This is a genomic window from Paenibacillus sp. J22R67, from assembly GCF_059692175.1.
Genome location: NZ_JCAUAX010000007.1, coordinates 382361 through 408686, shown reverse-complemented (window position 1 = coordinate 408686; position 26326 = coordinate 382361). Strand labels below are relative to the sequence as shown.

20 protein-coding genes and 3 pseudogenes are annotated in these 26326 nt (G+C 44.4%); 7 read left to right on the top strand and 16 right to left on the bottom strand.

The features are described 5' to 3' along the window. Positions 1-331: 331 nt before the first annotated feature. The 4 genes and pseudogenes from AC58VC_RS25960 to AC58VC_RS25945 form a co-directional block, all read left to right on the top strand. The gene (locus tag AC58VC_RS25960) at positions 332-1771 is read left to right on the top strand and encodes a spore germination protein (protein ID WP_497372755.1); all 1440 of its coding nucleotides are present in this window, start codon (positions 332-334) and stop codon (positions 1769-1771) included. Beyond that, positions 1768-2868: a GerAB/ArcD/ProY family transporter gene (locus tag AC58VC_RS25955; protein WP_497372753.1), complete on the top strand. Its 1101-nt coding sequence runs from the start codon at positions 1768-1770 to the stop codon at positions 2866-2868. Before AC58VC_RS25960 ends, AC58VC_RS25955 begins: the two co-directional genes overlap by 4 nt. Further along, a complete protein-coding gene (locus AC58VC_RS25950; protein ID WP_497372751.1) occupies positions 2865-3968 on the top strand; it encodes a Ger(x)C family spore germination protein in 1104 nt (367 codons plus the stop codon). The genes AC58VC_RS25955 and AC58VC_RS25950 overlap by 4 nt, the downstream gene beginning before the upstream one ends. 424 nt (positions 3969-4392) lie before the next feature. After that, positions 4393-5220: pseudogene (locus AC58VC_RS25945) on the top strand (IS110 family RNA-guided transposase); the annotation flags it as partial. 228 nt (positions 5221-5448) lie between these two features. Here AC58VC_RS25945 and AC58VC_RS25940 read toward each other — a convergent pair. The 8 genes and pseudogenes from AC58VC_RS25940 to AC58VC_RS25905 form a co-directional block, all read right to left on the bottom strand. Beyond that, positions 5449-5901, bottom strand: coding sequence for an NUDIX domain-containing protein (locus AC58VC_RS25940; RefSeq protein ID WP_497372749.1), 453 nt, complete (start codon positions 5899-5901; stop codon positions 5449-5451). A 441-nt stretch (positions 5902-6342) separates the two neighbouring features. Further along, positions 6343-6848, bottom strand: a pseudogene (locus AC58VC_RS25935) (shikimate kinase). 159 nt (positions 6849-7007) lie between these two features. Further along, on the bottom strand, positions 7008-7409 hold the full coding sequence (locus AC58VC_RS25930; protein ID WP_497372747.1) for an S-Ena type endospore appendage: 402 nt from the start codon (positions 7407-7409) through the stop codon (positions 7008-7010). Positions 7410-7654: 245 nt separating this feature from the next. After that, a pseudogene (locus AC58VC_RS25925) lies at positions 7655-7741 on the bottom strand (GrpB family protein); the annotation flags it as partial. Between the two features lie 224 nt (positions 7742-7965). Beyond that, positions 7966-9132 (bottom strand): response regulator, encoded by a 1167-nt coding sequence (locus tag AC58VC_RS25920; RefSeq protein WP_497372745.1) that lies wholly within the window; start codon positions 9130-9132, stop codon positions 7966-7968. Beyond that, on the bottom strand, positions 9129-10937 hold the full coding sequence (locus AC58VC_RS25915; protein WP_497372743.1) for a sensor histidine kinase: 1809 nt from the start codon (positions 10935-10937) through the stop codon (positions 9129-9131). The genes AC58VC_RS25920 and AC58VC_RS25915 overlap by 4 nt, the downstream gene beginning before the upstream one ends. Before the next feature lie 419 nt (positions 10938-11356). Continuing rightward, positions 11357-15958: a leucine-rich repeat protein gene (locus AC58VC_RS25910; RefSeq protein ID WP_497372741.1), complete on the bottom strand. Its 4602-nt coding sequence runs from the start codon at positions 15956-15958 to the stop codon at positions 11357-11359. A gap of 634 nt (positions 15959-16592) precedes the next feature. Next, positions 16593-17033 carry a hypothetical protein gene (locus AC58VC_RS25905; RefSeq protein WP_497372739.1) on the bottom strand — a complete coding sequence of 147 codons (441 nt, stop codon included), beginning with the start codon at positions 17031-17033 and terminating at the stop codon, positions 16593-16595. Between the two features lie 184 nt (positions 17034-17217). Here AC58VC_RS25905 and AC58VC_RS25900 point away from each other — a divergent pair, with 184 nt between their 5' ends. Next, positions 17218-17952, top strand: coding sequence for an SDR family oxidoreductase (locus AC58VC_RS25900; RefSeq protein WP_497372737.1), 735 nt, complete (start codon positions 17218-17220; stop codon positions 17950-17952). A gap of 21 nt (positions 17953-17973) precedes the next feature. Continuing rightward, a complete protein-coding gene (locus tag AC58VC_RS25895) occupies positions 17974-18219 on the top strand; it encodes a MerR family DNA-binding transcriptional regulator (protein WP_497372735.1) in 246 nt (81 codons plus the stop codon). A 324-nt stretch (positions 18220-18543) separates the two neighbouring features. Here the strand turns inward: AC58VC_RS25895 and AC58VC_RS25890 are convergent, their stop codons facing one another. The 3 genes from AC58VC_RS25890 to AC58VC_RS25880 form a co-directional block, all read right to left on the bottom strand. Next, positions 18544-19218: an ABC transporter ATP-binding protein gene (locus AC58VC_RS25890; protein WP_497372733.1), complete on the bottom strand. Its 675-nt coding sequence runs from the start codon at positions 19216-19218 to the stop codon at positions 18544-18546. A 64-nt stretch (positions 19219-19282) separates the two neighbouring features. Further along, positions 19283-19852: an RNA polymerase sporulation sigma factor SigK gene (gene sigK, locus AC58VC_RS25885; RefSeq protein ID WP_497372731.1), complete on the bottom strand. Its 570-nt coding sequence runs from the start codon at positions 19850-19852 to the stop codon at positions 19283-19285. A 91-nt stretch (positions 19853-19943) separates the two neighbouring features. Beyond that, positions 19944-20324: a Gfo/Idh/MocA family protein gene (locus AC58VC_RS25880; RefSeq protein ID WP_497372729.1), complete on the bottom strand. Its 381-nt coding sequence runs from the start codon at positions 20322-20324 to the stop codon at positions 19944-19946. A 98-nt stretch (positions 20325-20422) separates the two neighbouring features. Here AC58VC_RS25880 and AC58VC_RS25875 point away from each other — a divergent pair, with 98 nt between their 5' ends. Beyond that, positions 20423-21148 carry a helix-turn-helix transcriptional regulator gene (locus tag AC58VC_RS25875; RefSeq protein WP_497372727.1) on the top strand — a complete coding sequence of 242 codons (726 nt, stop codon included), beginning with the start codon at positions 20423-20425 and terminating at the stop codon, positions 21146-21148. A 17-nt stretch (positions 21149-21165) separates the two neighbouring features. Here the strand turns inward: AC58VC_RS25875 and AC58VC_RS25870 are convergent, their stop codons facing one another. The 5 genes from AC58VC_RS25870 to AC58VC_RS25850 all read right to left on the bottom strand — a co-directional run bounded on the left by AC58VC_RS25870 (position 21166) and on the right by AC58VC_RS25850 (position 26300). Further along, a complete protein-coding gene (locus AC58VC_RS25870) occupies positions 21166-22218 on the bottom strand; it encodes a Gfo/Idh/MocA family protein (protein ID WP_497372725.1) in 1053 nt (350 codons plus the stop codon). 13 nt (positions 22219-22231) lie between these two features. Beyond that, positions 22232-22612, bottom strand: a complete 381-nt coding sequence (locus AC58VC_RS25865; protein WP_497372723.1) for a cupin domain-containing protein — start codon at positions 22610-22612, stop codon at positions 22232-22234. 237 nt (positions 22613-22849) lie between these two features. Next, positions 22850-23728 (bottom strand): phosphotransferase, encoded by an 879-nt coding sequence (locus tag AC58VC_RS25860; protein ID WP_497372790.1) that lies wholly within the window; start codon positions 23726-23728, stop codon positions 22850-22852. A 175-nt stretch (positions 23729-23903) separates the two neighbouring features. Then, the gene (locus AC58VC_RS25855; RefSeq protein WP_497372721.1) at positions 23904-24779 is read right to left on the bottom strand and encodes an ROK family protein; all 876 of its coding nucleotides are present in this window, start codon (positions 24777-24779) and stop codon (positions 23904-23906) included. Between the two features lie 30 nt (positions 24780-24809). Continuing rightward, entirely contained in the window at positions 24810-26300 is a 1491-nt protein-coding gene (locus AC58VC_RS25850; RefSeq protein ID WP_497372719.1) for a glycoside hydrolase family 32 protein, read from the bottom strand. Positions 26301-26326: the final 26 nt, after the last annotated feature.

Sequence of the window (26326 nt, the reverse complement as noted above, 5' to 3'; positions counted from 1 at the left end):
AGAAAAACTTTCCAAAAGAATTTTGGAGGGTTATTTGGCATGCTCAGTAATTAGTATAGCACCATCTTCTCGCTTTTCTATTGAAAAATCTTGACAAGTTATTAGCTGGTTTACTTCAACAAAAAAAAGGGACAGCTGCCTGCCATGGCGATCTGTCCCTTTTTTCTGCACTATTGTTCCCCGGTAGTTTAGCGAACTACTCTTTAGGGAATTCACTCCTATTGCCTGAGATCTTCTTTAATTAACAATAATCTTCAGAAGTTCCCTCTCTACATATTTTAGAAATTTTTGGGTTAAAGTAAGAAAACTGGTGTTGATAGGAGGGAAATGTGTGGAGTCAAGTCCGTCGATTGAACTGACAGATCAATACTTCAAGCAGCTTTTTGCGGAACAAGGTGACTTTCAATCGAAACAGTTGTTCATTGGTGGAACGGAGTATAGGCTGTTTTATTTTGACACGTTGATTGATTCCTCCCTCGTTCAAGATTTTATTCTAAAGCCGTTACTTCTTCGTCCATTGGATGCGATCCGTGATGTTGTGTCGATTCTTGACTATACGGAAACTGAGCAATTAGAGGATGCATGTAAGGCTGTTATGTACGGAAAGGCTGTTCTGCATCGCAACGGAGATAGCAAGCTATATTTGCTTGGGGTGGATTTAAAGAAGGAGCGCAGTATTAATATCCCGACGAATGAGCGGGTTTTACGTGGTGCGAACGAAGCCTTCATTGAAAATTTAGATACGAACATCAACCTGATGCGCAAGTTAATTAATTCAACAGAATTCGTTGTAAAATCGTACACCATAGGACGGCTCTCACAGACGAAAGTCGCTGTCATGTATATCAAGTCGATTGCGAACTCGGCGATCATAGAGGAACTGGACAAAAGGCTCAAAAGCATTGACATTGACTATCTCGAGGCACCAGGATTTATCGACGAGCTCATCCAAGAGAAGAAATTCAGCCTATTTCCACAACTCCTTGTTACGGAACGGCCTGACCGCGCACGGGCCTATTTGATGGAGGGGAAGGTCGTCATTGGAACGGCAGGATCACCCGACGCAATTATTCTGCCCGTATCATTCTGGTCTTTTTTCCAAAGCCCTGATGATTACCAAATAAGTTGGCTTTTAGGCTCAACCTTCCGATTGTTGCGTCTCTGCTGTGTTTTCATTACGCTATGCCTGCCCGCGTTTTATGTATCAGTCAGCTCCTTCGATCCGCAGTTGCTACCAATTAATTTCGTCAATACCTTGCAGAGCTCACTGCAACATGTCACATTTCCTCCTGTATTCGAGGCGCTGTCGATGCTATTCATGATTGAGATTTTAAGAGAGGCGACGATTCGGCTGGCAAGCCCCGTGGGCCAAACGATTGGTGTAGTTGGAGGTATTGTCATCGGCACGGTAGTCGTGCAATCAAATTTGGTTTCCAATACCATGGTTATCGTAGCCGCTTTAACAGGACTCTCCTCTTTCACAATCCCTTCATACGAAATGAGGAGCGCAATTCGCCTGCTAAGCTATCCTGCGCTACTTCTTTCCGCGGTATTTGGTCTATTCGGCCTCGCCTTCTTCTTTATGATGATCATTATTTATTTGTGCCAAATGAATACGATGGGACTACCTTACTTTACGCCACCCTTCTCCTTCACTGACATGAAGGATACGCTGTTGCGCACACCGATTTGGAGCTTGCGCAAACGACCAGTAGGAACAGCGCCGAGCAATCGAGTCAGGATATGGAAACCAAGGAGTTGGAAGCGTTGAGAAAGGAAGAAATTATCACAGGAAGACAGCTGATCTCGCTCGTGGTATTGGCGCAGCTCGGAACCGAAGTTTTATCTCTGCCACATGTAGAGGCCGTAGTTTCTGGCCATGATACTTGGCTGGCGGTAATCCTAAGCGGAATTTCCGCACAAATAGGCATCGTCCTGCTATGGTGGCTTGGCAGCCGATATCCGACGCGTAACTTTTATGCTTATATCCCACTTATCGTAGGCAAACCAATAGGAGCATGTATCAATTTATTGTATGGGTGCTATTATGCCCTTTCCGGACTCCTGTTGACCTTACTTTATAGCGATATCTTGAAGAGTTGGCTATTTACCCTCACACCTAGATGGATCATCATTCTATTACTACTTATAGTGTGTGGGTATGCGGCTACTTCTACGCTGAAGAGACTTGCTTATATATCGCAGACCTTCATGGTCTTCTCTTATATCAGTCTTTTCCTTATCGTTTTTAGTGGAATCTATGGACTCGATATAAAAAACTTACTTCCGCTTTTACCCGGTGGCTGGTACCCGATCATGAAAGGTGTCTATACCGCATTTGGTTCATATATCGGGTATGATCTACTTCTATATGCCTACCCTTACATACAAACTACTAGTAAAAAGAAACTGCTTCTTACGATGACGCTGGCAAACAGCGGCACGATCGTGTTCTATGTGGCCGTGTGTCTGATCTGCTCCATGAAGTTCAGCGTGGAACAACTCACCGCTATTCCTGAACCCATCATTTTTATTTTAAAAAACTATCGGATTGAAACGCTGCAGAGTATTGACATCTTATTCCTCATCTTCTATGTGTGCATTGTAGCGGCAACGATCTATGTGTATTTCTTTTTGTCGGCTAAGGCATTTCAGCATCTACGCAGTCAAGGCATGGGGAAGCAGCATGTTTGGGTATGGGCTTTTGTAGCTGTTTGTTTCATAGGAAGTTTCTTCATGACGAAGCGCACTACCCTTCGACAGTTTGCCTCGGCTCAGGACATGGCGTCCATTATTTTGGTCGTTGTTCTGCCTATCGTCCTGCTCATCATTTCAGGGCTGCGAGGAACCAGGAGGAGTCAAATATGAAGAAAGTAATTGCATTGCTAATCATCTGCCTGCTGTTGACAGGATGCTGGGATCAGGATCAGCTGAAAAAAATGCTTTTCGCCGATGTTATCGGGTTAGATTACGAGGGTGATAGTAAGCAGCTCAAGGTTAGCTTTGTTATTGCCTCTCTTAAGAAAGCTTTTCAGGGAGGCGGTACTCCCGAAAACTTATACATCGCATCCAACGGCGAAAACATCTATGACGCCGTAAGTAAGACAAACAAGAATATGCCTGGCATCCTTACGGTATTAGAGACTAGGTTGTTTCTAATTAGTACCCGATTCGCCAAAGATCAGCCGCTCAACTATCTGAATGTCACCGCTCAGTTCACAGCTAATCCATTATATGGTTATCTAGCGGTGTATGACGGCGATATTTCAAAACTGCTCACTAAGAAAAAAATAAAGGGTGATCAGACCACATCGGAATTTCTAGTTGGTTTATTAGATGATGAGAATAAAAGAGGAAACATCCCTTCTAGCAAATTAGTCGAATATATACTTGGGGGATCACATTTTATTAACGACTTCGCGGTCAATCGATTTGAGCCTTATGAAAACGGGGCTCGGCTTGCAGGTACCGGCTTGTTTCGAGACGGGAAGTATACCGGTTACAACATGAATTCTGATGATACCCTGCTACTACATCTGATGTATCAATCAGAAGGCAAAAACCAGCTGATCCATGGTGAAATTAATGGTAAAAAGTATACGGCTTTGGTGAACAAGGCTAAACGAAGTATCCATATTAACACGAAGGATAATAGTCTTCAAAACATTGAGGTTTCGTTGAAACTAGACGTGAAATTAATCGAAGATGGCCTAGCATATAAGAAAAAGACGACCGAATTGCTCACCGAACTGGAAAAGGATATCACAGTCGATATGACAGCCAAGGCATCTAAGATGATTGCGACTTTGCAGAAGGCTAATTGCGATGACTTGCAGCTTGGACATGAAATCGCAGCTTATCATCCAAAGCTGTTCAAAGACAAGATCTGGTGGCGTGAGCAATATCCGAATGTACGAATTAATCCTAGCGTTACCGTTAAAATTCTTAATACTGGTATTTTGGAATAAAATACAAGCCTGCGGCTGATTATGCTGCAGGCTTGTTATCGAGAAGTTGCCTCCTCTTTCGCATATTTTTTTGTTATGTCATTACGTTATTCTGCCCGATCGTATTATGAGGTCACCAGATCTTTCTGGTAGACCTCATATTTGTGTGGTCGTAAGATAGCGGTAGCCGGGGATCGAACGTTTCTGCCCGTGGGAGTTGGATCCCGAGAGCTATACAGTTCATCCCCCCTACTTGTTATACCATGATTAGGCTGGTTGGGACGATGATCCCGAATCACATGCGATAGTGTGGACGATAAGAAGGTTAGGGGTTGCCGGTGAAAATATATAGGGAGTGATTGTGTGAATCCTGTCATTGGTTTGGATGTTTCCAAGGGGGAAAGTCATGCGCAAGCTTTTGCAGACAGAGGAACGCCCTATGGAAAGAGGTCAATATCTGATGAATTTGCGTTACCTGACAAGGCAACACGAGTCTCTAACGGGTATGTACGTTCAAGTAAAGTTACAATTCCAATCGGTACTGGATCAGGTGTTCCCGGAGTATCATGGCGTTTTTGGTGACCTTTATGCAAAAGTTTCCCTTCGGTTCCTGGCTCTATATCCTACGTCTCAAGCGGTGCTAGAGATGTCTGAGAATGACGTTATGACGCAGATTCAGTCTCTAGTGGGATATGTCAATTCAAACGACTGGACGCTGGAAAGCGCACGAAAACTAATGGCTGCTGCAGGGCGTAATCCCTTCAAGGAGACAGCTTTCCCAAGTCATTTAATCTCGTTGGAGCTACTTGTTAATTTACTTCTTCAATACCAAGAGCATCTATCTAAACTTGATCACTCCATAGAGAAGTTGGCTCAAGAATTATTGGAGTATGAATTAATTCAATCGATCCCCGGAATTGGTACTAAACTTGCGGCAACAATTTTAGCCGAAATCGGGGAAATCGATCGTTTCGATCATGCAAAGAAATTCATCGCATTTGCGGGTATTGATCCTAGCGTTTTTTCTTCCGGAAAGTTTACTGCTACTCGAAATCCAATTACTAAACGCGGTTCTAGAAAGCTTCGTACAGCCTTATACCAAGCTGTTCGTTGTGGTCTGCGAAGCTCACGCAATAAAAAATTAAGGGTCTTTTACGATAAGAACCGTGCTGAGGGCAAATTGTTTAAAGTAGCAGTGATCGCTTGTGCAAATAAACTAATCCACTGGATTTATGCGATCTTAACTAAGAAAGAACCCTTCCGCCTCGACTAAATTAGCAAGCCTTAGACATAGAGGAAAACCTTCCCAAATTCTGTTGGACGGCTATTTGTCGTACCCATTTATCAGTATAGCATCCTTCAATTCATTGATTAATTATTAAATATTGACAGCCTATTAGCTGGTATAGCTTAATGAGGCTGCCATCCGATTTCGCGGCGGCAGCCTCATTTTATAGCTTATTGAACTCCCCCGTTGGTTGAACCAGGATAGGACTCACTTCTATTCATCATAGCTTTTCCTTATAACTAAATGGGATACTGTTTCTACTTTATTTAAAAGAAAATCCAATATACCTTCTGGAAACAACTGTTTTTGTTTCAATTGCTCGAAAGTAACCCAAGTCAATATTATTTCTTCTCGCTCGTTATGATTAAAGGTTTCCTGAATTTGAGCATCATTAATTGAACCCCAATGTAAGATAGTGCAATCATGTCTCTTTTTGCCGTCATACTCAACAATGCTTTCATTAAGACACACAAGTGAGCCAATATCCGATTGTAAATCAAACTCTTCAATTAATTCTCTTTTAATAGCTTCTACCGCAGTTTCTCCGAATTCAATGCTTCCACCAGGAAAGCGATAAAATGATTCTTCTTTATCACATTGAACTAATACAGCTAATCCATCATTACGGATTATTATTGCTTCAGCTCGTAGTAGTGGTCGGTTCAAGTTAATCCCCCTTGTAGAATACTCCTTAATACAAATTATTCCATGCTACATTCCGTTATTGTATTGATTCCTTAAAGTGGAATAAGGCACGCCTCTTGTCATTTTACCCCACAATAATGTAATGCTTTGTACAATCACTCAAATTCACTCCTATTTTTCAAATTGCTCCTTCTTGAGTGCGTTGTAGTAAATTACTTTCTCCCTTATCTCAAGGGACCCACAAGGTTGAAATAAAACTTAAGAGCAGCAGCAAGCAAATCATAAATATTAAAAATTTCCATTTTTTATATTTTCTCAAAACAGCTGATATGCCACTCGAAGTGAAGAAAGCAAACATACACTCGATAAACATTGCAAGTAATACGACTTTAATAAAATGGTTAAGAAATAGAGCCATGGCTCACCCCAATTAGCAATTATTATTTGAATGTTTGTTTGAATTTAACGTTCCTCGTTTGCAGAATGATCAACGTCAGTTTCTTGTATTAGTTTAATAATCTCGTTTACACATTGTTCTACATCCTTGTTTAAACAATCGAGGGTTTTATCACTGTACTTAATGTATAAGGGCAGTCTTTCCTCGTAAACGTCTTCTAGACTATTTCCATTCTTGATAACAATGCCTCTAGTCGTAACATTGATTAGTCTTCTTTTAATTTCTTCATATGGAACGTGTAAATAAATGACCGTGCCACCTTGTTAAAGACATTCATGGCTTTTTCTGAATATATAACGCTTCCTCCCGTAGAGATAATGCAATTTTCTAATTGCAGTCCCGATATAGCTTTTTCTTCGATCTTCATAAATCTCTCTATCCCATCGTTATCGATTATCTCTTGTAGTAACTTACCTTCACGTTGTTGAATGACAATATCCGTATCAACAAAATTCATTCCTAAAGCTTTTGCAAGCAATACACCTAAAGTGCTTTTACCAGCACCTGACATACCTACAAGGACTATATTCATTTTCTTCCTCACTTCATATTAATTGTTATTGATTCATTAAATTTTCGGTAATACCCAGAAATATCCTTCATATGATAATATGTTCATCTACCTAGCAACTCTATGATTTACTGGTGATTTGCTCCGTTTCTTCTTTTACTAGGCAGATCTCGCCTTTGCCTGGACTGTCGTTTTTATAGCAAAATAATGTGCGGTGATGGAGAATTGGCCTACACTTTTAATCTCTGCTGAGCTTGAGGAGCTTATTTCTAGGCTTGCGACTGCTCCCAATGTGATTGATTTCGCTTGATTAAGCTCTGTAAGTGTAAACAAGGTGATATCGGAAATCCCATCCCCTGTTGTATCTGCTTTAACCGTTAATGTACAATGCGGACTTTGATTCCGCACGCTAACTGTTCCAAATGGAAGGTTGCGCCCCGTGTTGAGCGTTCGCCAGTATTGCACGCTCTCGCCATTGCTTTCTTGTGAAATGCTGCCGCAGATTTCATCTGTTACAAGTCGTTTCTGAAGTGGCGAAATTTTCCTCTTTCTACTGATCATCTTTTTAGTTCTGCGAATTTTGCATGATTTTTTAACACGTCTTTTATGACACGGCAAAGAAGCCACCTCCTATACACCAATTTATGGATGAACCCTCGTTTATGGTTGGACGACTTGACTAATAAATCCATCCATGTTTATTTCTAATGGCTGTCGAAACGGCTTAAAATCCCGCCAAAGTTCCATATACATCAATACAAGCTTGAACGCCAGAGATGAGCGAAGTGTCTCACAGTAAACGGCTTGCCGAGTTGAAAATCATTCAGTTCGATTGCAATATCAATTATCGGCTTAGCCGATAATTTTTTTATCGCTGTACTCCCAATACAAATTTTTGGTTATATTGATAATGTGCTTGTCCTCCGACAACTGTTCTTCCTCGTATGACAATCATTCATTTTTCAGCGATCTCGATGAAACTGTCTATCACTCGATTTGGATGCTCCTAAGCCCACTTCAACATAATCCCTACAATGATTCACACCCTAACAAGCGACTATAGCTCAATAAAATAATAATGAAAGATTCGCCTATAAAAAGACAAAACCGCGCTGCATCAAGGCTTCGCGGTTTTAGTCTTTTTATCTGTGAATGCACGAACTAACGAACTGTATAGAACGGTCAACTCTTCAGAAGGGCGAATACCTAGCTCCTGATGAAGCAGTCGAACATAATCCGTATACAGTACGGTCAGTCCCTTTTTGTCCCCAGTCATTTCGCGTATCATCATCAAATGGTGGATGACCGACTCATCAAGCGGATTGTGCCCATTAAGTTTAAGCAATAACTTGGAAGCGGCGCCTGTATCTCCCGACGAAATTAGTACGGCGACAAGGCGTTTGACGTATGAAGTGTACATTTGACTATAACGTTCCGTTTCATGAATAGCCCATACATACGCTTTATCACCGAACAAATCACCCGTATAAAGCCGCTCAACCCTTAGGGCATTTTCCACTTGGCTGGCATCGATCTTTTGCAGTTCTTTCACTTGCGATTCGAACTCTACATAATCAATATTTGCGTCCTTCCACTCAAGTGCATAGCCATCGTTCTCTGAACGTATGACTTCGCGCATACCAAGCGGTTCCAGTGACTTGCGCAGTTGGTACACAGTTGTATTCAAATAGCTCTCTGCACCTGCTTGCTCCATGCCGCCAAAAATATCCGTAACCAACTTGGAACGTGGAATACGTCTGCCTCGGTAAAGCAGGAGATAGGCAAATAACTCTGCGCATTTTCGCGAGATCCACTTCACTCGGCCCGTTTCATTGCTTACAACAACGTCTCCGAGCGCTGTAATAACAACCCCTCCTCTATACTGCGCAGGTGGTACTTGGGTCGCTGGCGGATGGAAAGCCCGCCAGTTCTGAAGCGCACGATGTACGGTTCGCTGCAGCCTCTCTTGGGAAACCGGCTTGACCAGATAGTCGATCACCGAAAGTTCATAAGCTTCTAGGGCGAAATCCTTGTGAGAGGTGACGAACACAATTTGAACCGGAGAGCCTGCGTTTCCTAACTTAGCGGCGAATTCCAGCCCATTCTCACCTTTCATGGAGATATCAACGAATGCGAGAACGATATCTGTATTCTCCTGTAAAAAGAAGGCTGCAGATTTCGTATCCGTGAAGGCGCCAACAACTTGAATCTCTGGCAGCTTATGCAACATTTTGCTCAAAATTAAATGCATTGTCGCGTCGTCGTCTACCAAAATAACTTTCAAGCCTCTTCGCCTTCCTTCCAACGGTCAAATACATCCATCCCGCCTCTTGAACTATGTAAAGTAAAGAAAAACGTCGTTCCCACTCCTGGCATGCTGTCAAACCACAGATTTCCTCCATGAATCGCAATAAATTCACGAGTTAACATAAGCCCAAATCTGGCATGCCCTGCTCCTTGTTCAAGGTCCGGCACTTTGATAAAAGTATCGTCACGGCGCAGCATGTCCATTGTTTCTTCGTCCATTCCTTCTCCATTATCTCTTATCGTCACAACAACCCTATCCTTGTCCAAAATAGCTCCAATTTCAATCCATCCACCAATTCTCGTAAACTTTATCGCATTCGATAGCAAGTTCCGCAGAATGAGATCTAGCATCTCTTTATCTGCGCTAACTGTAAACTTCTCGTCAATTTGCTCTCTCAACACAATATGCTTCATTCCTGCCTTCGACTCTGCTAGTAACAGGGCTTGACGAACGACTTGCTGCAAATTCCAACCTAGCGGTCGAAACACGACATTCCCTTTCTGGTTGCGATACCAGTCGAGCAAATTCTCGACAAGATAGAACGTATTCTGTACTTGTCCTTGGAGTACTCCGAACAATTCGGCATGCTCATTGTTATCCGCAGCAAGTTCTTCACCAAGCAATTCAGTTAAACTGACCAAGTGCGCGATCGGATCACGAACGTCGTGTGCCACAACAGTAAACATCTTGTCCTTAAACGAGTTTAATTCCAAAAGCTGGTTCGCACTCTCACGCAGCCTTGCCTCGTTTTCTTTCAACTCTGTGATATCATTAAACAGGATCATTTTTCCAATGGGTGTGCCTGAATCATAGATGAACGAGACACTGCATTGATAATATTTATTTTTTTTGCCATCAGCTTGGGATCTGTAGAACGAGAACCGTTCGTTTCCGTGATGAGAGTCAAGAATGGGATGAATCAATTCAGGATTCGCGGAGAGAACCTCCCCGACATAAGCAGGGTAATGTTTCGTCAAGGTGAGTTCCGGTAAGACGCCTTCGGCCGCTTTGTTGTAACTGACAATTTGATCCTTGTAATCGAGCAGGATAACACCGTCCCGGATGGTGTCGAACACTTGAGTCAGCGCAAGCGGTGTAAATCGGAGCAGATTGAATCGCAGAATTCCCCAGGCATAGACGATTCCAGACACTGCGAACCCGAAAGGCGTCAAATCGACCACCATTCCAAACCACAAGGTTATATTGAATAACAAGGGCACTGCGGCTCCCATGGTCAGTACGATAATTTGTTTGCGAACAATTCTTGAAGACCGCCAATACATCGGGATAAATAGAAAAAATCCACACAATAATACGAAGTAATTATATAGCGTGTGTGCTTTATACCAAGGTCCTTTAACTGTTTTATACAACGGAAATGAAGTAGACTCATTGATAATATATTGCTCATAAAAAAGGTGATGCCACTCATTGGTCAAATGGAATAAAAAGACCCCTACAGGGATAACGAATAGTGCCAGGGCAAGGCGTTTTCGGTAACGCGAAGCCGTCCCAGAGAATTGGATGACCTGGAAGAGCCATAGCGTTGTGACGAATGGAATGCCCACATATTCGATTTGAAGCGAAAGCTTAACTTCGTATAAGTTGCGGCTTAACAACTCGAAAGCATAACCACTTGCGTACCAAGCCGCTCCTATCATAATCAGAATCATCGTTCTAGCGACTGGTAAATGCCGTTGCTGATAGGACAAAAACGCAACGTATATCATGAATCCCGCTGCCAAAAAAAGCAGTAAGGACAACCATTGAACTGTGTTCACTGCTGTGTCTCTCCTCACTATGGAAATGCCATGCGGGTCATTCCTAAGTAAACCCCCTTTTCAATATACATGCATATTCATCGAGTATCTACCCTTCCTCCTTGTTATTCAAGTAAATAAACAGGAACATTTCGTTAACTAGTAGGCTCAAGGACTTGAGGGTATAAAATAAAAAAGCCGCATCACATGCGACTTTTCATGTAACCATATTCTTCTTTTGCCCAACACAGTCTACTGTTGCAAAGTAAAGATTTTGCGTACTTGCTCATTCCTCAACCAAAGACCTCCCCCAAGCTAACACAGCAAGATAACTAAGAAACAGGATCGGCAAGGTCCTTTACATTCATTATACAGTCGTTTCTTAATAATAAATGACATGAGTATCTCGATGAGATTTAGACTGATTTCTTTGTTTGTTTTTAATCGATAAAATGCACGTATTGCAGGAACCTTTTCAGTATTACTGCTGCCTGCGCCCTCGTTGCATACTCTGTCGGGGCAAAACGTCCGTCTTCCATACCTTTCATAATGCCGTCTTCCGATGCTCGGACTACCGCCTCTTGCGACCATGAAGAAATGGATTCTTGATCCGTGAAAGCGTCTGGATGGCTGCCCTTTTGCCTTTGCCCTTCGCTACCAGTTCCATGGCTGATCAAGGTTAAGGCGCTGGCGATCACAACGGCCATTTGTTCGCGGGTAATCGGGTCATTAGGAGCAAAAAGGCCGGCACCGATTCCACTAACCAGGCCGTTAGCCACTGCCGCATTTACTGCAAATGCATACCATGCAGATGCAGGGACATCCGCAAAACGGGCACCGCCCCCGCTCTCCTTTACGGATAGCCCTAGCCCGCGAACAAGCAAAGCTGAGAATTCCGCTCGTGAAATGGTTCCCTCTGGCGCGAAACGGTCGGCCGCCACGCCGTTCACCAGCAACTTGGACGCCAAATACTCCACATCCGCTTTCGCCCAGTGATCGTTTAAGTCGGCGAACGTTCGTGCTTGCACATCTACAACCGTGTACAGGCTGTTATGTGGCACGTTCAAAATCGCTTCTCTTGTGCCATCTGGACCGGTTTCCAGCTGTGCCGGAACAAAAACGACGGTGCCGTTTGCCGGGATATACTGAACGGCAACCAGGTTACGGTTCATGTTCTCTCGGTCTAACTTAATGGTCCGGATCGAGTACGATCCGCCATAGTCATTCACCTCCAACGTTTGCCCGTTTGCTTCCGCCATCACCTTGTAGTCAATGACGTCGGCGAAAACAGCAAAACCTTGGGAAACGCCAATCCGATTCATCTCTTGTCGAACATTCTCGCCGGCCTGCACCTGTATGATGTTCACGGTCAAAGCCGATACTTCCGTGTCGAGAAGCTCCGCTAAGCCGGTCAGATCGATCGCACTTATCCGCAACTGATAGCTGGAATTGTTCAGCCTCACCTCGATAATTGCATTCGGATAAGCTTGGGCCATATCCGCGATCCAGTCAGCCGAGAACTGTGTTTGTACCGCTTTCTCCCGATTTCCAATGTTAATGCTGACAAACGGTTCCTTCGCATCTTTCAGGAGTTCCAGTACCTTCTCCCTCGTCCGTTTGGGGAGGATGACCTGTTCGACCACCATGCCATCCGAACGCGTGATATTTTTGATGTCGGAAGGATCGACAAGAACGGTAATCCCGCCGCTCATATTTATCTTCACAGTCGTCCCCAATGTGATCGGTCTCCCGCCATTATCCGATGAAGACGGGGTTGAGATCCCAGTAACAGTGATGGTTTTCGCTGTTTCATTGCCTGCTTCGTCTAGGGCAAATACGGTATAGTCGCCGTTAGCACTAATCGTGAATTGAGTTGCGGCCAAAATATCGGTTCCTTTTGTTCCACTAACAAAATCAGCCTCGTTAAGGCTTCCAGGCAGCCAGCGGAGCTCCGTCAACGCATTTCCCGCAGCTGCGCCGTACACGCTTGCGGTCACGCTGATCGCTTTACGTGCCGATCCATTCGATGCAGCCGTCAAGGCAACATCGGGCGGTATCGCCACGATACGTATTCCGCTCGCGTCTGGTGCAACGTAAGTCTGCGAAGCCGCAAGTCCGCTAGAGGTGCGAACGATGCTTGCACCGTTCGGCAGCTCCAATGAAGCGGCAACTTTAATTCCGTCAACATCCGCGAGCCCTGCCGGAATTTTGTATTCGAAAGTAAGTTTTCTTAATGCTGTGTCGCGCTCTCCTGTATATGAGGCATATACCATCTGAGTGACAGAATCATCTCCAATCATGATCGGAACGGCGGGTGTCCCCATCACGGTTACTTCGTAGCCGTAAAATACTGTTAAGCGAAGTGTGTCGCTTGTTCCATACAAATTATTAGCAGATGCGGTTAGCACCACCCCCACCCAAGAGGCTTCAAATACCGCCATAGCGTCGTTCAGACGGACAGTGGTTTCATCCAATCGAGTCTGAGATTGATTCTCCGCATCGTCGGCAATAGCCTGCGCTGCATCTATCGCGGTCTGCAGGGCAGCGCGGTCTACTGCTGAAGTCTGTCCTACATCCGTACCTTCTGGATGATCTGTCAACGCCTGCTGCGCCGCCGTAATCGCAGCCCCCAGCGTCGTCGGAATGCCTGCTTGTATAACGGCGGCATTAAACACTTGAACCGCTGAGTTTAACTGGTTAACGGCAGTATCCAGTTGATCCTGCGTGTAATTGCCCATGTTATCGAGTATCTGCTGCGCCGTATCGGACGCCGTCTGCAGTGCGGTGCGCGTTCCCGTTGACGCCTGCCCCACGTTCACCCCTTCTGGATGATCCGTCAACGCCTGCTGCGCCGCCGTAATCGCCGCACCTAGCGCCGTCGGAATGCCCGCTTGTATAACGGCGGCATTAAACATTTGAACCGCTGAGTTTAACTGATTAACGGCAGTATCCAATTGATCCTGTGTGTAATTTCCCGCGTTATCCAGTATCTGCTGTGCTGCATTAGATGTAGTCTGCAGTAAGGTGCGCGATCCCGCTGACGCCTGCCCCACGTTCACCCCTTCTGGATGATCCGTCAACGCCTGCTGCGCAACCATAATCGCCACGCCCAGCGCCATCGGATTACCCGCCTGCATAACGGCGGCATTAAACATTTGAACCGCTGAGTTTAACTGATTAACAGCAGTATCCAATTGATCCTGTGTGTAATTACCCGCGTTATCCAGTATCTGCTGCGCCGCATTAGATGTAGTCTGCAGTGAGGTGCGCGATCCCGGTGACGCCTGCCCTACATCCGTACCTTCTGTATGATCCGTCAACGCTTGTTGCGCCGCCGTGATCGCCGCACCTAGCCCTGTCGGATTGCCCGCCTGTATAACGGCCGCATCAAACACTTGAACCGCTGAGTTTAACTGGTTAACGGCAGTATCCAGCTGATCCTGCGTGTAATTGCTCGCGTTATCGAGTATCTGCTGCGCCGCATTGGACGCTGTCTGCAGTGTGGTGCGCATTTCCGCTGACGCCTGCCCCACGTTCACCCCTTCTGGATGATCCGTCAATGCCTGATGCGCCGCCGTGATCGCCGCACCTAGCGCCGTCGGAATGCCAGCTTGTATAACGGCGGCATTAAACACTTGAACCGCTGAGTTTAACTGGTTAACGGCAGTATCCAATTGATCCTGCGTGTAATTGCCCGCGTTATCGAGTATCTGCTGCGCCGCATTGGACGCTGTCTGCAGTGCGGTGCGCGTTCCCGCTGACGCCTGCCCCACGCTCACCCCTTGCGGATGATCCGTCAACGCCTGCTGCGCCGCCGTGATCGCCACGCGTAGCGCTGTAGGATCGCCGGCTGAGATAATCACATCTTCGAATGTATCTATCGCCGTTTCCAAATGTGCCACAGCCACATCTAATTCATCTTGAAGATATTGGGCGGCTTGATTGAAAATTTGCTGGGCTGCAGTGATCGCGTTTTGCAAAGCGCTGCGATTTGCCGCCGAAGTTTGCCCCACGTTCACCCCTTGCGGATGATTCGTCATCGCCTGCTGTGCCGCCGTGATCGCCGCCACCAACGCTGTGGGATTGCCAGCCTGGATAATTTCCGCATTAAATGCCGCAATTGAAGAAGTCAGCGGTATTGCGGTGTTTGCCAGGTCGGAGGCGATGGTCGCATTCCCGATTCCGTCGATAAAAAGCATAGCTGCGTCGTAGGCTGCAGACAAGTTGTTGTGGGTATTAGCCGGCACTTGTCCTACCCCAGTGCCAGCCAGATGACTTTTTAACAACGACTTGGCGCTAACGACCGCTTGAAACAACACAGTTCCGTCCACAAACGTATGTCCGTTACTTGACGCATAAGCATATACGGGTGAATTCGCCATTCCAAATATTTTCAGATTGCCCGGATTACCCGCAAATACGCCTGACCCAAAGGTTGTTGCATTGCCTAACACAGTTATGCTTGTCAAGTTGTTATTATAAAATGAGCTACTGTCGACTTTCGTTACGCCTGCCGGGATGACTAGTTTCGTAATATGATTACTGTCGAAAGCTCCACCGTTAATCGTCTTCAAATTTTCCGATAATTTAATCGATGTCAAATTATTCATATAAAAAGAGTAGTTGCCGATCATCGTCACACTATCTGGAAATTCGACGGAAGTTAAGGGATTGTTTTCGAATGCGCTGGCGCCAATTGTTAACAAGTTGTCAGGAAGGTCTATGGAAGTCAGGCTAGTATAACGGAATCCATACGTTTGAATTACCTTCACGCTGCTCGGAATCACGACGCTCGTAATTTTAGGTTTGCCCGTACCGTACGTATCAAATGCTGATCTCCCAATCTCGGTTACCGCCGCACCCGTATACGCAGCGGGAATAACCACGTTCAGATCCGTGCCCTTGTAGTCCGTAACCGTCGCGCCATTGGAACCGACTGTAAAAGTAAAATCGTTCTCAGATGCATACACAGGTCGAATCTGAGAAAATGAAGTCCCGAACGCAAGTAATACAATGAATAGGGATAAGACTAATTTTTTCATGGTTTTCTCCTTTACTATAACGCTTGAAGCAAGATGACGATGAGAGTAGAAGCTGATTGGATGAATTGAATACAGACAGGTATCTATGGTTTCTGCAACTAGACGTTCACTATAATTCATAATAAAGAAGTCTAATGAAAGAATAATGAAAGAATCTTACGATTTCGCGTAGGATCAATACTTGTGGATTTTTGGCGAACGAGCGAGGGAAAATCGGAGTCTGGCTGGCAGGGCAAATTAGTGCTTCGACGAGGCGGCGTGAAACATTAGGAAATCGTATTAGGCAAATTATTATAAATCCAATTTGTTTCAGTCAAAAGAATCGATCCACGTGTATTACTTGCCCCACTTTTGATGTAACTTAACCATTCCCGAAGCAATTAGAGCCAGTCATGTAAATAAAAAATAAAAGCAGAGGAATCCTGTGCTGGATTCCTCTGCTCGTTTTATTGCTATGAAAATTTATATTGATGTGATGTTTGAGTTTTCTTTCGATTGGGTTTGTACTATGAGAAAACAAGGGAAAATTCTGGCACTGCAGAATGAAAAACGTGCCTGTAGGTAAGTCGATACTTATAGATTTTTTTGCTTATCTAAGTAATTTTATAGTGAAGAATTTTAAAATTCACTTATACTATTCTCTCATTATGTCGTAATACCCTTTTCTAAAAACGATTACTGCTTCTACGAGTGCTCCAGGTTCCTCGTCTTCATCATAATCAGGTGCATATAGTCCAATACCAAGTTTATTTGATATAATACCCACGTTCTCTTCATCTTCTAATGCATTATCAAATTGTTCCAACCACTTCTTTGCTTCTATAAAAGGAACCTCATTTAATTGTCTTCCATTGAATACTGCTTTTGTTGGCTGACAAAACTCAATAGCTTCACAAATTCCATGTTCTTCTGTGTAGTAAACAAAAACTACTGAATTTCCAAAAAAGTCAGTATATGCTCCCCGAATATCATGCTTATCGTCTGGCTTCTCAGACATTACGCTCCTGACTTGTTCTTTTATCATTCCCAGCGAAATTGGACCAGCACTTTCAAATGGTTTTATAAGAAAATCCATTTAATTCCCCCTACAAGCTACCCTTATTAATATACAATTTGTTACGTTCTACTCCCGTTAACGTAATGAAGCTGCCGATCGTGTCGGATGCTTCGTCATTGAACTGAAATTTGCTTGACTTGGAGTGTACTCCAAGTTGTATCGTAATCTTCAGCAAGTAATTCTATCTCTAGGAGGCGTAGTCATGAACACTTCGAAGACTGTTTTGATAACGGGTGGGAATAAAGGGATCGGGTTAGAGAGTGCCAGACAATTGGGCAAGCTGGGATTCACAATTTTGATCGGTTCAAGAGATCAATCTAAAGGGCAGGAAGCCGCAACTTCGCTGACGAATGAGAACATAAATGCAAAGGCAATTACCCTTGACGTAACAAACTTGGATACAATTCAATCTGCCACGAAACGAATTGAAGATCAATATGGTGCGCTTGATGTGCTGATTAATAACGCTGGCGTGAACTTGGATAGACGTCTTCCTCCGAGTCAACTGGAATTGACAGTTCTCAGGAATACTTATGAGACAAATGTTTTCGGCATGTTTTCTGTCACTAAGGCTATGCTCCCTTTGATTAAAAAATCGCCCGCTGGCAGAATTGTAAACCTTTCAAGTGGCTTGGCTTCCTTGACCTTGAATAATAACCCGGAATCCGATGCCGAAAAATACGGAGTAAATCTTCTCGCCTACATGAGTTCGAAAACGACTGTCAATGCACTGACTGTCTTGTTTGCCAAAGAATTAAAAGATACACCGATCAAGATAAATTCAGCTGATCCAGGCTTCACTGCTACGGATTTAAATGGGCATACGGGTTATCGTACCGTTGAACAAGGCGCTTCTATTGTCGTGAAACTCGCCACCCTTCTGGGCGATGGTCCGACCGGCGGTTTCTTTGATGAAAACGGAGTGATACTATGGTAATACAGTAGGAGGTGCGACTAAGTGATTGACATTCCTGAAACCGTAAGCTCAATTAAACAGGCAGCTGATTTCACAGGTCTGTCAGAAGATACGATCCGCTATTACGAGAGAATTGGCTTGCTTCCGTATGCCGACCGCAAAGCAAGCGGACACAGAACGTACAGTAAATATCAATTGGAAGGCATGGTCTTTCTAACGAGACTCAAAGCAACCGGAATGACACTGGAAGAAATGAAGCATTTCCGTAAGCTTTACGAAGGGGGGTGAAGCCTCACTACCTCAGAGAGTATCCATTCTAATCGAACACAAGAAGAGAATTCAGAACGAGATTGACCGATTACTCGATACACAAAGGATTATCGATTACAAAATTAACAATTATAACCAGTCCCTTGTAAATCCGGACTTAAACAATACAGCCTGTGAGCCCGTAGATTAGTAATGAACAATGAGCTCCGAATCGATTTGAATGGAAATCCCCATTTGTTGATTAGGAGCTTTCTTATTTAACTCTTCTGCCCGTTAGTTCAATCCCAAGGCCATATTAACAAAAATCAAAAACCGGAACCCCTCGGAGTCCCGGTCCTCATCCTATCCAACCTCACTTAACCGCCCATCCCGAAAATACACAACCCGCTTTGCCTGCTGAGCAATCGCCAAATCATGCGTAATCAACACGATCGTCCTGCCCTGCTCATTCAACCGCTTTAAAATCCCCAAAATCTCCACGCTCGTCTTTGAATCCAGCGCTCCCGTAGGCTCATCCGCCAGAATAATCGCCGGGTCTCCAGCTAACGTTCGCGCAATTGCAACCCGCTGCTGCTGCCCGCCGGACAGCTCCGAAGGCAAATGCCGCCTGCGGTCCACGATATCCACCGCTTCCAGCGCTTTCATGACAAGCGGCTCCCGCTCCTTTTTGCTCATCCCCCGATAAATGAGCGGCAGCTCCACATTCTCATATGCATTCAGCCGTGGCAGCAGGTTAAAGCTCTGGAAAACGAATCCGATCTTCCGATTTCGAATCTCAGCCAGCTGCGAATCCTTCATTTGATTAATGGCCTTCCCGTCCAACACATAGTCCCCATGATCCGCTACATCCAAGCAGCCCAAAATGTTCATCAGCGTCGACTTCCCTGACCCCGACGGACCCATGATCGCCACGAACTCGCCGTGATCGATATCTAACGAAACATCGTCCAAAGCACGAATCGTTTCCCCGCCCATCACATAGCTCTTACTCACACGCTCAATCTGGATTAAGGTCATGCACTTCGCCTCCATGATCTGAAACCAAATAAATGAAGTATGCGACTCCTCCGTCTGACCGACCTTACCGCTTCGCCTTATAAAATTCGTGGTACAGCTTCATCAACGCCCGCTTCTCAATCCGCGACACATAGCTGCGGCTAATACCCAGTTCCTTCGCAATCTCTCGCTGCGTTCGCTCTTCCCCGCCAAGCTCCAACCCAAACCGCCCGACAACAACTTCCTTCTCACGGTCATCCAAAATCTCTAAGTTCCGATATATTTTGCTTTTCTCTATCTTCAATTGAACCTTATCCACGACATCGTCCGCTTCCGTTCCGAGGATGTCGATCAACGTGATTTCATTCCCCTCTTTGTCCGTTCCGATGGGATCATGCAAGGACACATCTTTCCTCGTCTTTTTCAACGAGCGCAGATGCATCAGGATCTCGTTCTCGATACAACGCGCCGCAAAAGTCGCGAGCTTCGTACCCTTATTCGGTGAGAAAGACTCGATTGCCTTAATCAATCCGATCGTTCCGATCGAGATCAAATCCTCCAGATCTTCTCCCGTGTTATCGAATTTTTTGACATTGTGGACACGAAGCAACGTAAATTCTAATTTTATTGCAAAATGTGTATTTTTCTCAATCATCTTTCACGGCTCGTTTTCCTATATCGTCCAAAACAATGCTATACCGATTAAACCCTAGTCTCCGTAACAACAAACAAATTCCCTCCCACACCTAGTTGGCATACAAATTCTCATAGTGAAAGCTTTTGTCGGCAATGTCCGCCATTTCCACGGATTCGTTCCAATCCAGAGAAATCGGTTTTTCCATAATGACATGAAGTACCGCTTTCAGCATATCCTCCATGATTATTTTGTGCGTGCTAGGAGGAGTGACCACCACCGCGATATCCGCCGTCGTTTCCTCAAGCGCTTTGTTGTATTCCGTAAAAGCGGGGACAGGTTTACTCCCCAACAAATACCGAGCCTTTTCCAAATTATTCAAGCTTGTGTCCACGATCGCGGCTAATTCGACTTCTTCCATTAATAGGATCGTTGTGATCCAGTGCAATCCGTGCAATCCTGTACCGATTTGACTGATTCTGGTTTTATTCATGTTTTTATGACGACTTGACTATTCGGATTATAAATGAAACAATTATTTATGAATAATCGATACTTATTAAGCGGGGTGATTGTATGGATATCCTATCAATGCATTACGGGAAGCACTGCGTTCCAGAATGGAAATGGCATGTTCCCGTAGGTTGTCATCCAGGGTTTACTTTATGGAGTATTTGGGGTGGAGAAGGTCAAATCATGTTAGGTAAGAACTGTTACAAATTAAGCATCGGTGATGTTTTTTTAATCAATTATCAGAAGGAGGTCGACGCCTACCAAAGTGAACATGTCAGTCTCGATGTACGTTATATAGATTTTACATTGCGATATCCGAATATCTTGTGTAACTTTCCTGAGCATCGCCATTTTGATCAATATCATTTTGTACTAGAGCTTTTCAATCGTTTTCGTTTAGCCGAAGAAACAAATAACTTGACGCACATGGAGATATGGCTGCAAGCACTTATTACAGAATATCAAAACATAACGCCAACATCAGCCGGTGCCTATTCAACAAAAATTGCTGAACTATGCCGCATGTTTCAACAATATCCGCAGCAACAATATGATCTGAGTGAACTTGCTCAGAACTTTTCCCTTACGACAGATCATTTTATTCGTATTTTTAAACAGGAACGCGGTGTTACTCCCTACGCCTATCTGCAGGGGTGCAGACTGGAAACTGCCAAAACTCTGTTGCGAATGTCTACACTCAGTATTACGGACATTGCGAGCAGCTGCGGTTTTTCTGATATCTATAATTTCTCCCGTTTTTTTCAGTCAAAAACAGGAATATCACCAAGCAGATTTCGCAATTGAAATGCTTTATTAATTAATCACTCGAGTCGGACCGGCGTACCACTTTCAGCGCTCAAGTAAACCATATCTAACATTTGAGTGATCTGAAGTCCCTGTTGAGGCGTACACGGTACCTCTTCATCGTTAATAATCGCATCCAGAAACGCCTGCCGAATGTTTGGCATCTTTGAAAACTTCATATCTTCTAAAGGAATGTCATGGACTTCTCCGCCGATTTCCAAAAACACTTTATTGCATGAATCATTCCCATCTCCAACTACTCTATGCAGGACCGCACCGCCCTTGGTGCCATATACCCGTGTTGTAATCACTTCGTTCTCTCGATTGCTGGCCCAGGATGCTTCCAATTCAAGCATAACCCCACCCGTCATACGAAACATAGCTACACCCATGTCATCTAGCTCGAAATTCTGAATGCCTTTGCGCGCAGCCTCTTCCTTGGAGACCTTACAAAACGTGTTTCCTAGTACCCATTCTAGATCTGGATACCCGCAAAACCACATAGCTCGGTCAAGCACGTGCACGCCAAGATCAATGAGAGCTCCACCGCCGCACACTTCTTTTCCAGATGCAAGCGGATACCACCACGGCACCCCACGTCTTCGTTGCCACTGCGTCCGCACATAATAGATATCGCCTATTTTGCCTTCGTCGATCACGGACTTTAACGTTTGACATTCGTGCAGAAAACGCTGATTGAAGTTGATCATCAACTTCCTGTTGTACTTTATAGAGGCATCAAGCATTTTTCTCCCCTCTGCCGCATTTCTTGCCATAGGCTTTTCACACAGTACATGCACGCCCGCTTCCATCGCCTGAATAGAAAACTTCATATGCAAAAAATTAGGAACTGCGAGGCTAATCGCATCCAAATTTTCTTCTTTTAGCATTTTATCGAAATCCGTATATTTTTTTGAAATGTTATATTTATCGCCGATCACTTTCAGTCTTGATTCATCAACGTCGCACAACACAATTTCTTTAACGCTTTCGTTACTGGCGTAGTCTTTAACATGACTTGCTCCTACAGTTAATCCGACAACACCTACTTTAAGTTTTCTGTTACTCAAGCTTATCCCCCCGTTATTTTATTGCAGAAGCATAAATCACAATAATCCTTAAATCCTCGGGACCGTTATTGATAAGACCGTGGCTACCGTTTGCACGGCAAACGCTTATGTCGCCGGGTGACATCTCGTATTGGATGCCATCAAGCTCCATGATTCCGTGACCAGAAATACAGTAGTACCACTCTTCCATAGGAACATCGCTGTTATGCTGGTGATAACCAAAGGTAGAACCTGGCGGGATGATATCATCATGAATGAATTTAATGTACTGCTTATCACTTGCTGACACCGCTTGAATAATATCCCTTAATTGAAAAGGACCTTTGCCGCCATGGCAATTTTGACGAGTCTCATACGCTTGTAACTTATTTTCGATAAAATCCGTTTTTTTCATAAAGTAACTCCTTTTCAACATGCGTTGTTTTTAACACTTTACCTAAATTAATCATAGGCTTGACAAACGGGAATGTAAATGTAAAAAGGCGATTGTAATTTATGAAAAATCGATATAAACATATTTTAACTTTTAATCGTTGTCCCCCTAATATTTCAGCGAGCTGTCCGTAACTGCAAGTTTAAAGGCCATCCTTTGCGGGATGACCCTTTCTTTGCATTGAGAGCATCTACACCATTATAATTGATAAATCCCGTGTTCTATTCGCTGGATGCAATATTCGGCAAACTTGTAGTAATCAAAGTCGTGATGACCTTCTGCCTTAGTAAGTCCACTGTAAAACATTCCCCAAGCAACCTCTCGAACCATCGACACGAATTTCATGTCCTGAAAAATGTGGAATGTTTCCTCCTCGAAATATCCGAAGTAAAACTTTAACCACTCACGCTCATCTGTTACACTGAACTGGTTTGTAAGCGGAATGAGCGTCAATTCAAAAAACACATCTCCGACTCCCGACAACTCCCAATCAATGATTTGCAACTGTTGACCTGTATAAATCATATTGCATAGAAAGGAATCATTGTGACAGAATTTGCTGTTATATTCTTTGTCATCACTCCGATTATGCGCGATTTTCTCTACTCGATTCAAAATTTTGTTTAATCCATCAGGATGCTTGACTTGAAACTGATCTGCGCCTTTCAAATATCCATAAATTAAATCGTAAGGAGTACATGTTCTGCCTTGACCTTCCATACGATGTATTCGTTTGAGGCGATCCATAATCATTCCTTTGATATGATCGTCTTTCAAATCATCTTTCTCAAGCATTCGACCTTCAATAAATTCCGTAACTACAAATTGTTCCGGATGATTACTGGAAATCACTTTCGGAGCAAATCCTTCGCTGTTTGCCTTCTTCATCACTTCTACTTCAGAAAGGCGTGTCAGGTTCAAATACTCATTTTGCCTACTAGTGATGCGAAGAACGTATGTACTCTGTTTGGTTTGTACCTTATAAGTTTGGTTGCATAGCCCTCCACTAAGATGATCAAAACAAAAGAATTCATGACTTAGTTCTGGTACTTCGCAAATAATTTCTTCAACTTTCATGTTCAACAGGATCCCCTCCCACTCAAATCTTCAATCTACCGTAGAAAAAGCGTTTACTTGGATAAATTTGATGTATATGTCTCCCTACTTTACGAGTTCTAAAGAAAAAATACCTCCACTATGATGAATAGTTGGAGGTATCCTGAATTTCCGGTATTTTCTTGGGGTGGTATTTCTAAATATCCAAGGCTTGCTTAGCCAAGGCAAGGGTACCGCAAAGGCCAGCGTTGCCGCCAAGAGCGGGTTGTACAATGTAACTGTCGTTGTGCTCTGAAAAAGCCGGATGCTGTACATAGCCGTTCAACAGTTTACGAACTTGTTCGCGTATAAGCGGGAATAAGTGAGATTGGTTCATAACGCCGCCGCCGATAATGATTTTCTCCGGAGAAAGAATGAGCGCGTAATTGACTATTGCCTGAGCGATATAATAGCTTTCCATTTCCCAAGCAGAATGAGTATCTCCAAGTTCAAAAGCCTTCGTGCCCCAACGATCCTCCAGCGCTGGTCCTGCCGCCAGTCCTTCCAAACAATCTTTGTGAAAGGGGCAGCATCCTTCATAGCTGTCATCCGGATGCCGCCGTACAAAAATGTGTCCCATTTCCGGATGGGTCAAACCATGAACGAGCTTTCCTTCAACGATTGCCCCCGCACCGATCCCGGTTCCGACCGTCATGTACAGGCAGCTGTTCAATCCTGCTGCTGCCCCCCATGTTGCTTCCCCCAAGGCAGCTGCATTCACATCGGTATCAAAACCAATGGGGACATCAAAGTACCGCTTCAAATGCTCTACGATCCGGTAACCGCTCCAGTGCGGCTTTGGAGTTTTTGTTACGGAACCATAAGCCGGGCTCTGCGGATTCACATCGATCGGGCCGAAGGTTCCGATTCCAATTGCTTTGATCTCTTTAGCTGCAAAGAAATCCATCACATTTCCGAGCGTAGCTTCTGGTGTCGTTGTTGGGATAGAGATGCGGTCAAGAATTTCGCCATCTGCCGTCCCAATCCCGCATAAAAATTTTGTCCCGCCGCCTTCGATAGCACCTAATAACAACTCGTCTCCCTCACAATCATCGTCACTTTGTTATACCATTACAACCGAATAGATCGATTTCAATCGATGAAGCGCTAGAGAAATGACCTTGGCCTTTCCATCAAGCACATAGAATTCCAAACCTGTACTGGATGGATCCGGAAAAATTTGATCGGTAATCGCTATCTCCCCGTCATTTGCAAATACTTCAATGGAAGAGTTATCGACAAAAAGGTGCAGCTTTAGCCGTCCGTTTTGAAGCTCCAATCGTACATCATGCTTACAAGCAAATGCATCATGAAATCCGCTTTCACCGGAGTTGCAGCGGTCAACAAACAATGTCTGCATGGCAGTGTTATAGCCGACTACGGTTTCTTCCCGCTCCGAATTCCGAAGCTTAAAACCAACTTCCGATGCGTCACCTAAATCGATTTCACATTCGAGCTCATAGAAATCGCTGAGCACTTCCGAAAGTATGTTTTGACCGGGGCTCACTGTAACCTCTTCCCAAACCTGCCCTTCTAACCGAAGCTTCTGCAAATCCGTCACAGGCTTTTGAACCAAACGTATTCCAGATGCCCCCTTTTTCAGGGTGAGCACCCGTGGCAGCGTCATAGCGCTTCTCCAACTTGTTGTTGGGGTGAGATTTGCATATTTCCAATTGCTCATCCAACCGATAAACAGCTTTCCTTTATCCGTTCTATGAACATCCGACCATGTTACACCAGCATAGTTATCTCTTCCGTGATCCAACCACAATACGGTTTCAGGAGAAGCATCGTTCGTAAATGTACTTCCGTCAAAGCTCCCGACAAAATATTGTGTCCTTGAACCCTCCGCCATCTGTGGATGATCTCCGATGCTGACGATCAGTGTCCATTTCGTTTCTTCAGCATGACCTTCTATCGGCAGTTCTATCAAGTCCGGACATTCCCATACTCCGTCGTGTGAGCCCTCTGCGGCACCAAACTCACTTGCAAAAGTCCATTCCTTTAAATTAGAAGACGTATAGAAATGAACACGGTCACCGACAGCAAGCACCATGATCCACCGTTGCTTTGAAGTATGCCAGAATACTTTAGGATCCCGGAAATCCGTAATTTGCTCGTTGCACAGTACAGGATTTCCGTCATAAATCACCCACGTTCTGCCTTTATCCAAACTATAAGCTAGGCTTTGCCTCTGTCTCGGGCGTTCGGAATCCGGGTAGTGATCCGCGTGGGTGAAAATAGCAACCAGACCAGGCTTTCCGGAGAAAAATCCGCTGGTATCCTCCCAATCCACCACTGCGCTACCAGAGAATATGAAACCATTTTGATCAGGTTTTAACGCAATCGGGCGATGCCCCCAATGGATCAAATCCGTACTGATTGCATGCCCCCAATGCATCGGCCCCCAAGTTGTACCTTCCGGATAATGCTGATAAAACAAGTGATATTCCCCATCGAAATACACCATTCCATTTGGATCGTTCATCCACTTAGTCGGCGGTGTAAAATGAAACTGTGGCCGGTACTTTTCTCTATACATAATAGTTGACATATCTTCCACTCCCTCTATTAAAAACT

Bases quoted from the DNA above. Each gene is read 5' to 3' on its own strand.
- AC58VC_RS25950 (WP_497372751.1), top strand. From the start codon at position 2,865: ATGAAGAAAGTAATTGCATTGCTAATCATCTGCCTGCTGTTGACAGGA.
- AC58VC_RS25930 (WP_497372747.1), bottom strand. From the start codon at position 7,409: ATGATCAGTAGAAAGAGGAAAATTTCGCCACTTCAGAAACGACTTGTA.
- AC58VC_RS25910 (WP_497372741.1), bottom strand. From the start codon at position 15,958: ATGAAAAAATTAGTCTTATCCCTATTCATTGTATTACTTGCGTTCGGG.
- AC58VC_RS25905 (WP_497372739.1), bottom strand. From the start codon at position 17,033: ATGGATTTTCTTATAAAACCATTTGAAAGTGCTGGTCCAATTTCGCTG.
- AC58VC_RS25900 (WP_497372737.1), top strand. From the start codon at position 17,218: ATGAACACTTCGAAGACTGTTTTGATAACGGGTGGGAATAAAGGGATC.
- AC58VC_RS25890 (WP_497372733.1), bottom strand. From the start codon at position 19,218: ATGACCTTAATCCAGATTGAGCGTGTGAGTAAGAGCTATGTGATGGGC.
- sigK (WP_497372731.1), bottom strand. From the start codon at position 19,852: ATGATTGAGAAAAATACACATTTTGCAATAAAATTAGAATTTACGTTG.
- AC58VC_RS25880 (WP_497372729.1), bottom strand. From the start codon at position 20,324: ATGAATAAAACCAGAATCAGTCAAATCGGTACAGGATTGCACGGATTG.
- AC58VC_RS25875 (WP_497372727.1), top strand. From the start codon at position 20,423: ATGCATTACGGGAAGCACTGCGTTCCAGAATGGAAATGGCATGTTCCC.
- AC58VC_RS25865 (WP_497372723.1), bottom strand. From the start codon at position 22,612: ATGAAAAAAACGGATTTTATCGAAAATAAGTTACAAGCGTATGAGACT.
- AC58VC_RS25860 (WP_497372790.1), bottom strand. From the start codon at position 23,728: ATGAAAGTTGAAGAAATTATTTGCGAAGTACCAGAACTAAGTCATGAA.
- AC58VC_RS25850 (WP_497372719.1), bottom strand. From the start codon at position 26,300: ATGTCAACTATTATGTATAGAGAAAAGTACCGGCCACAGTTTCATTTT.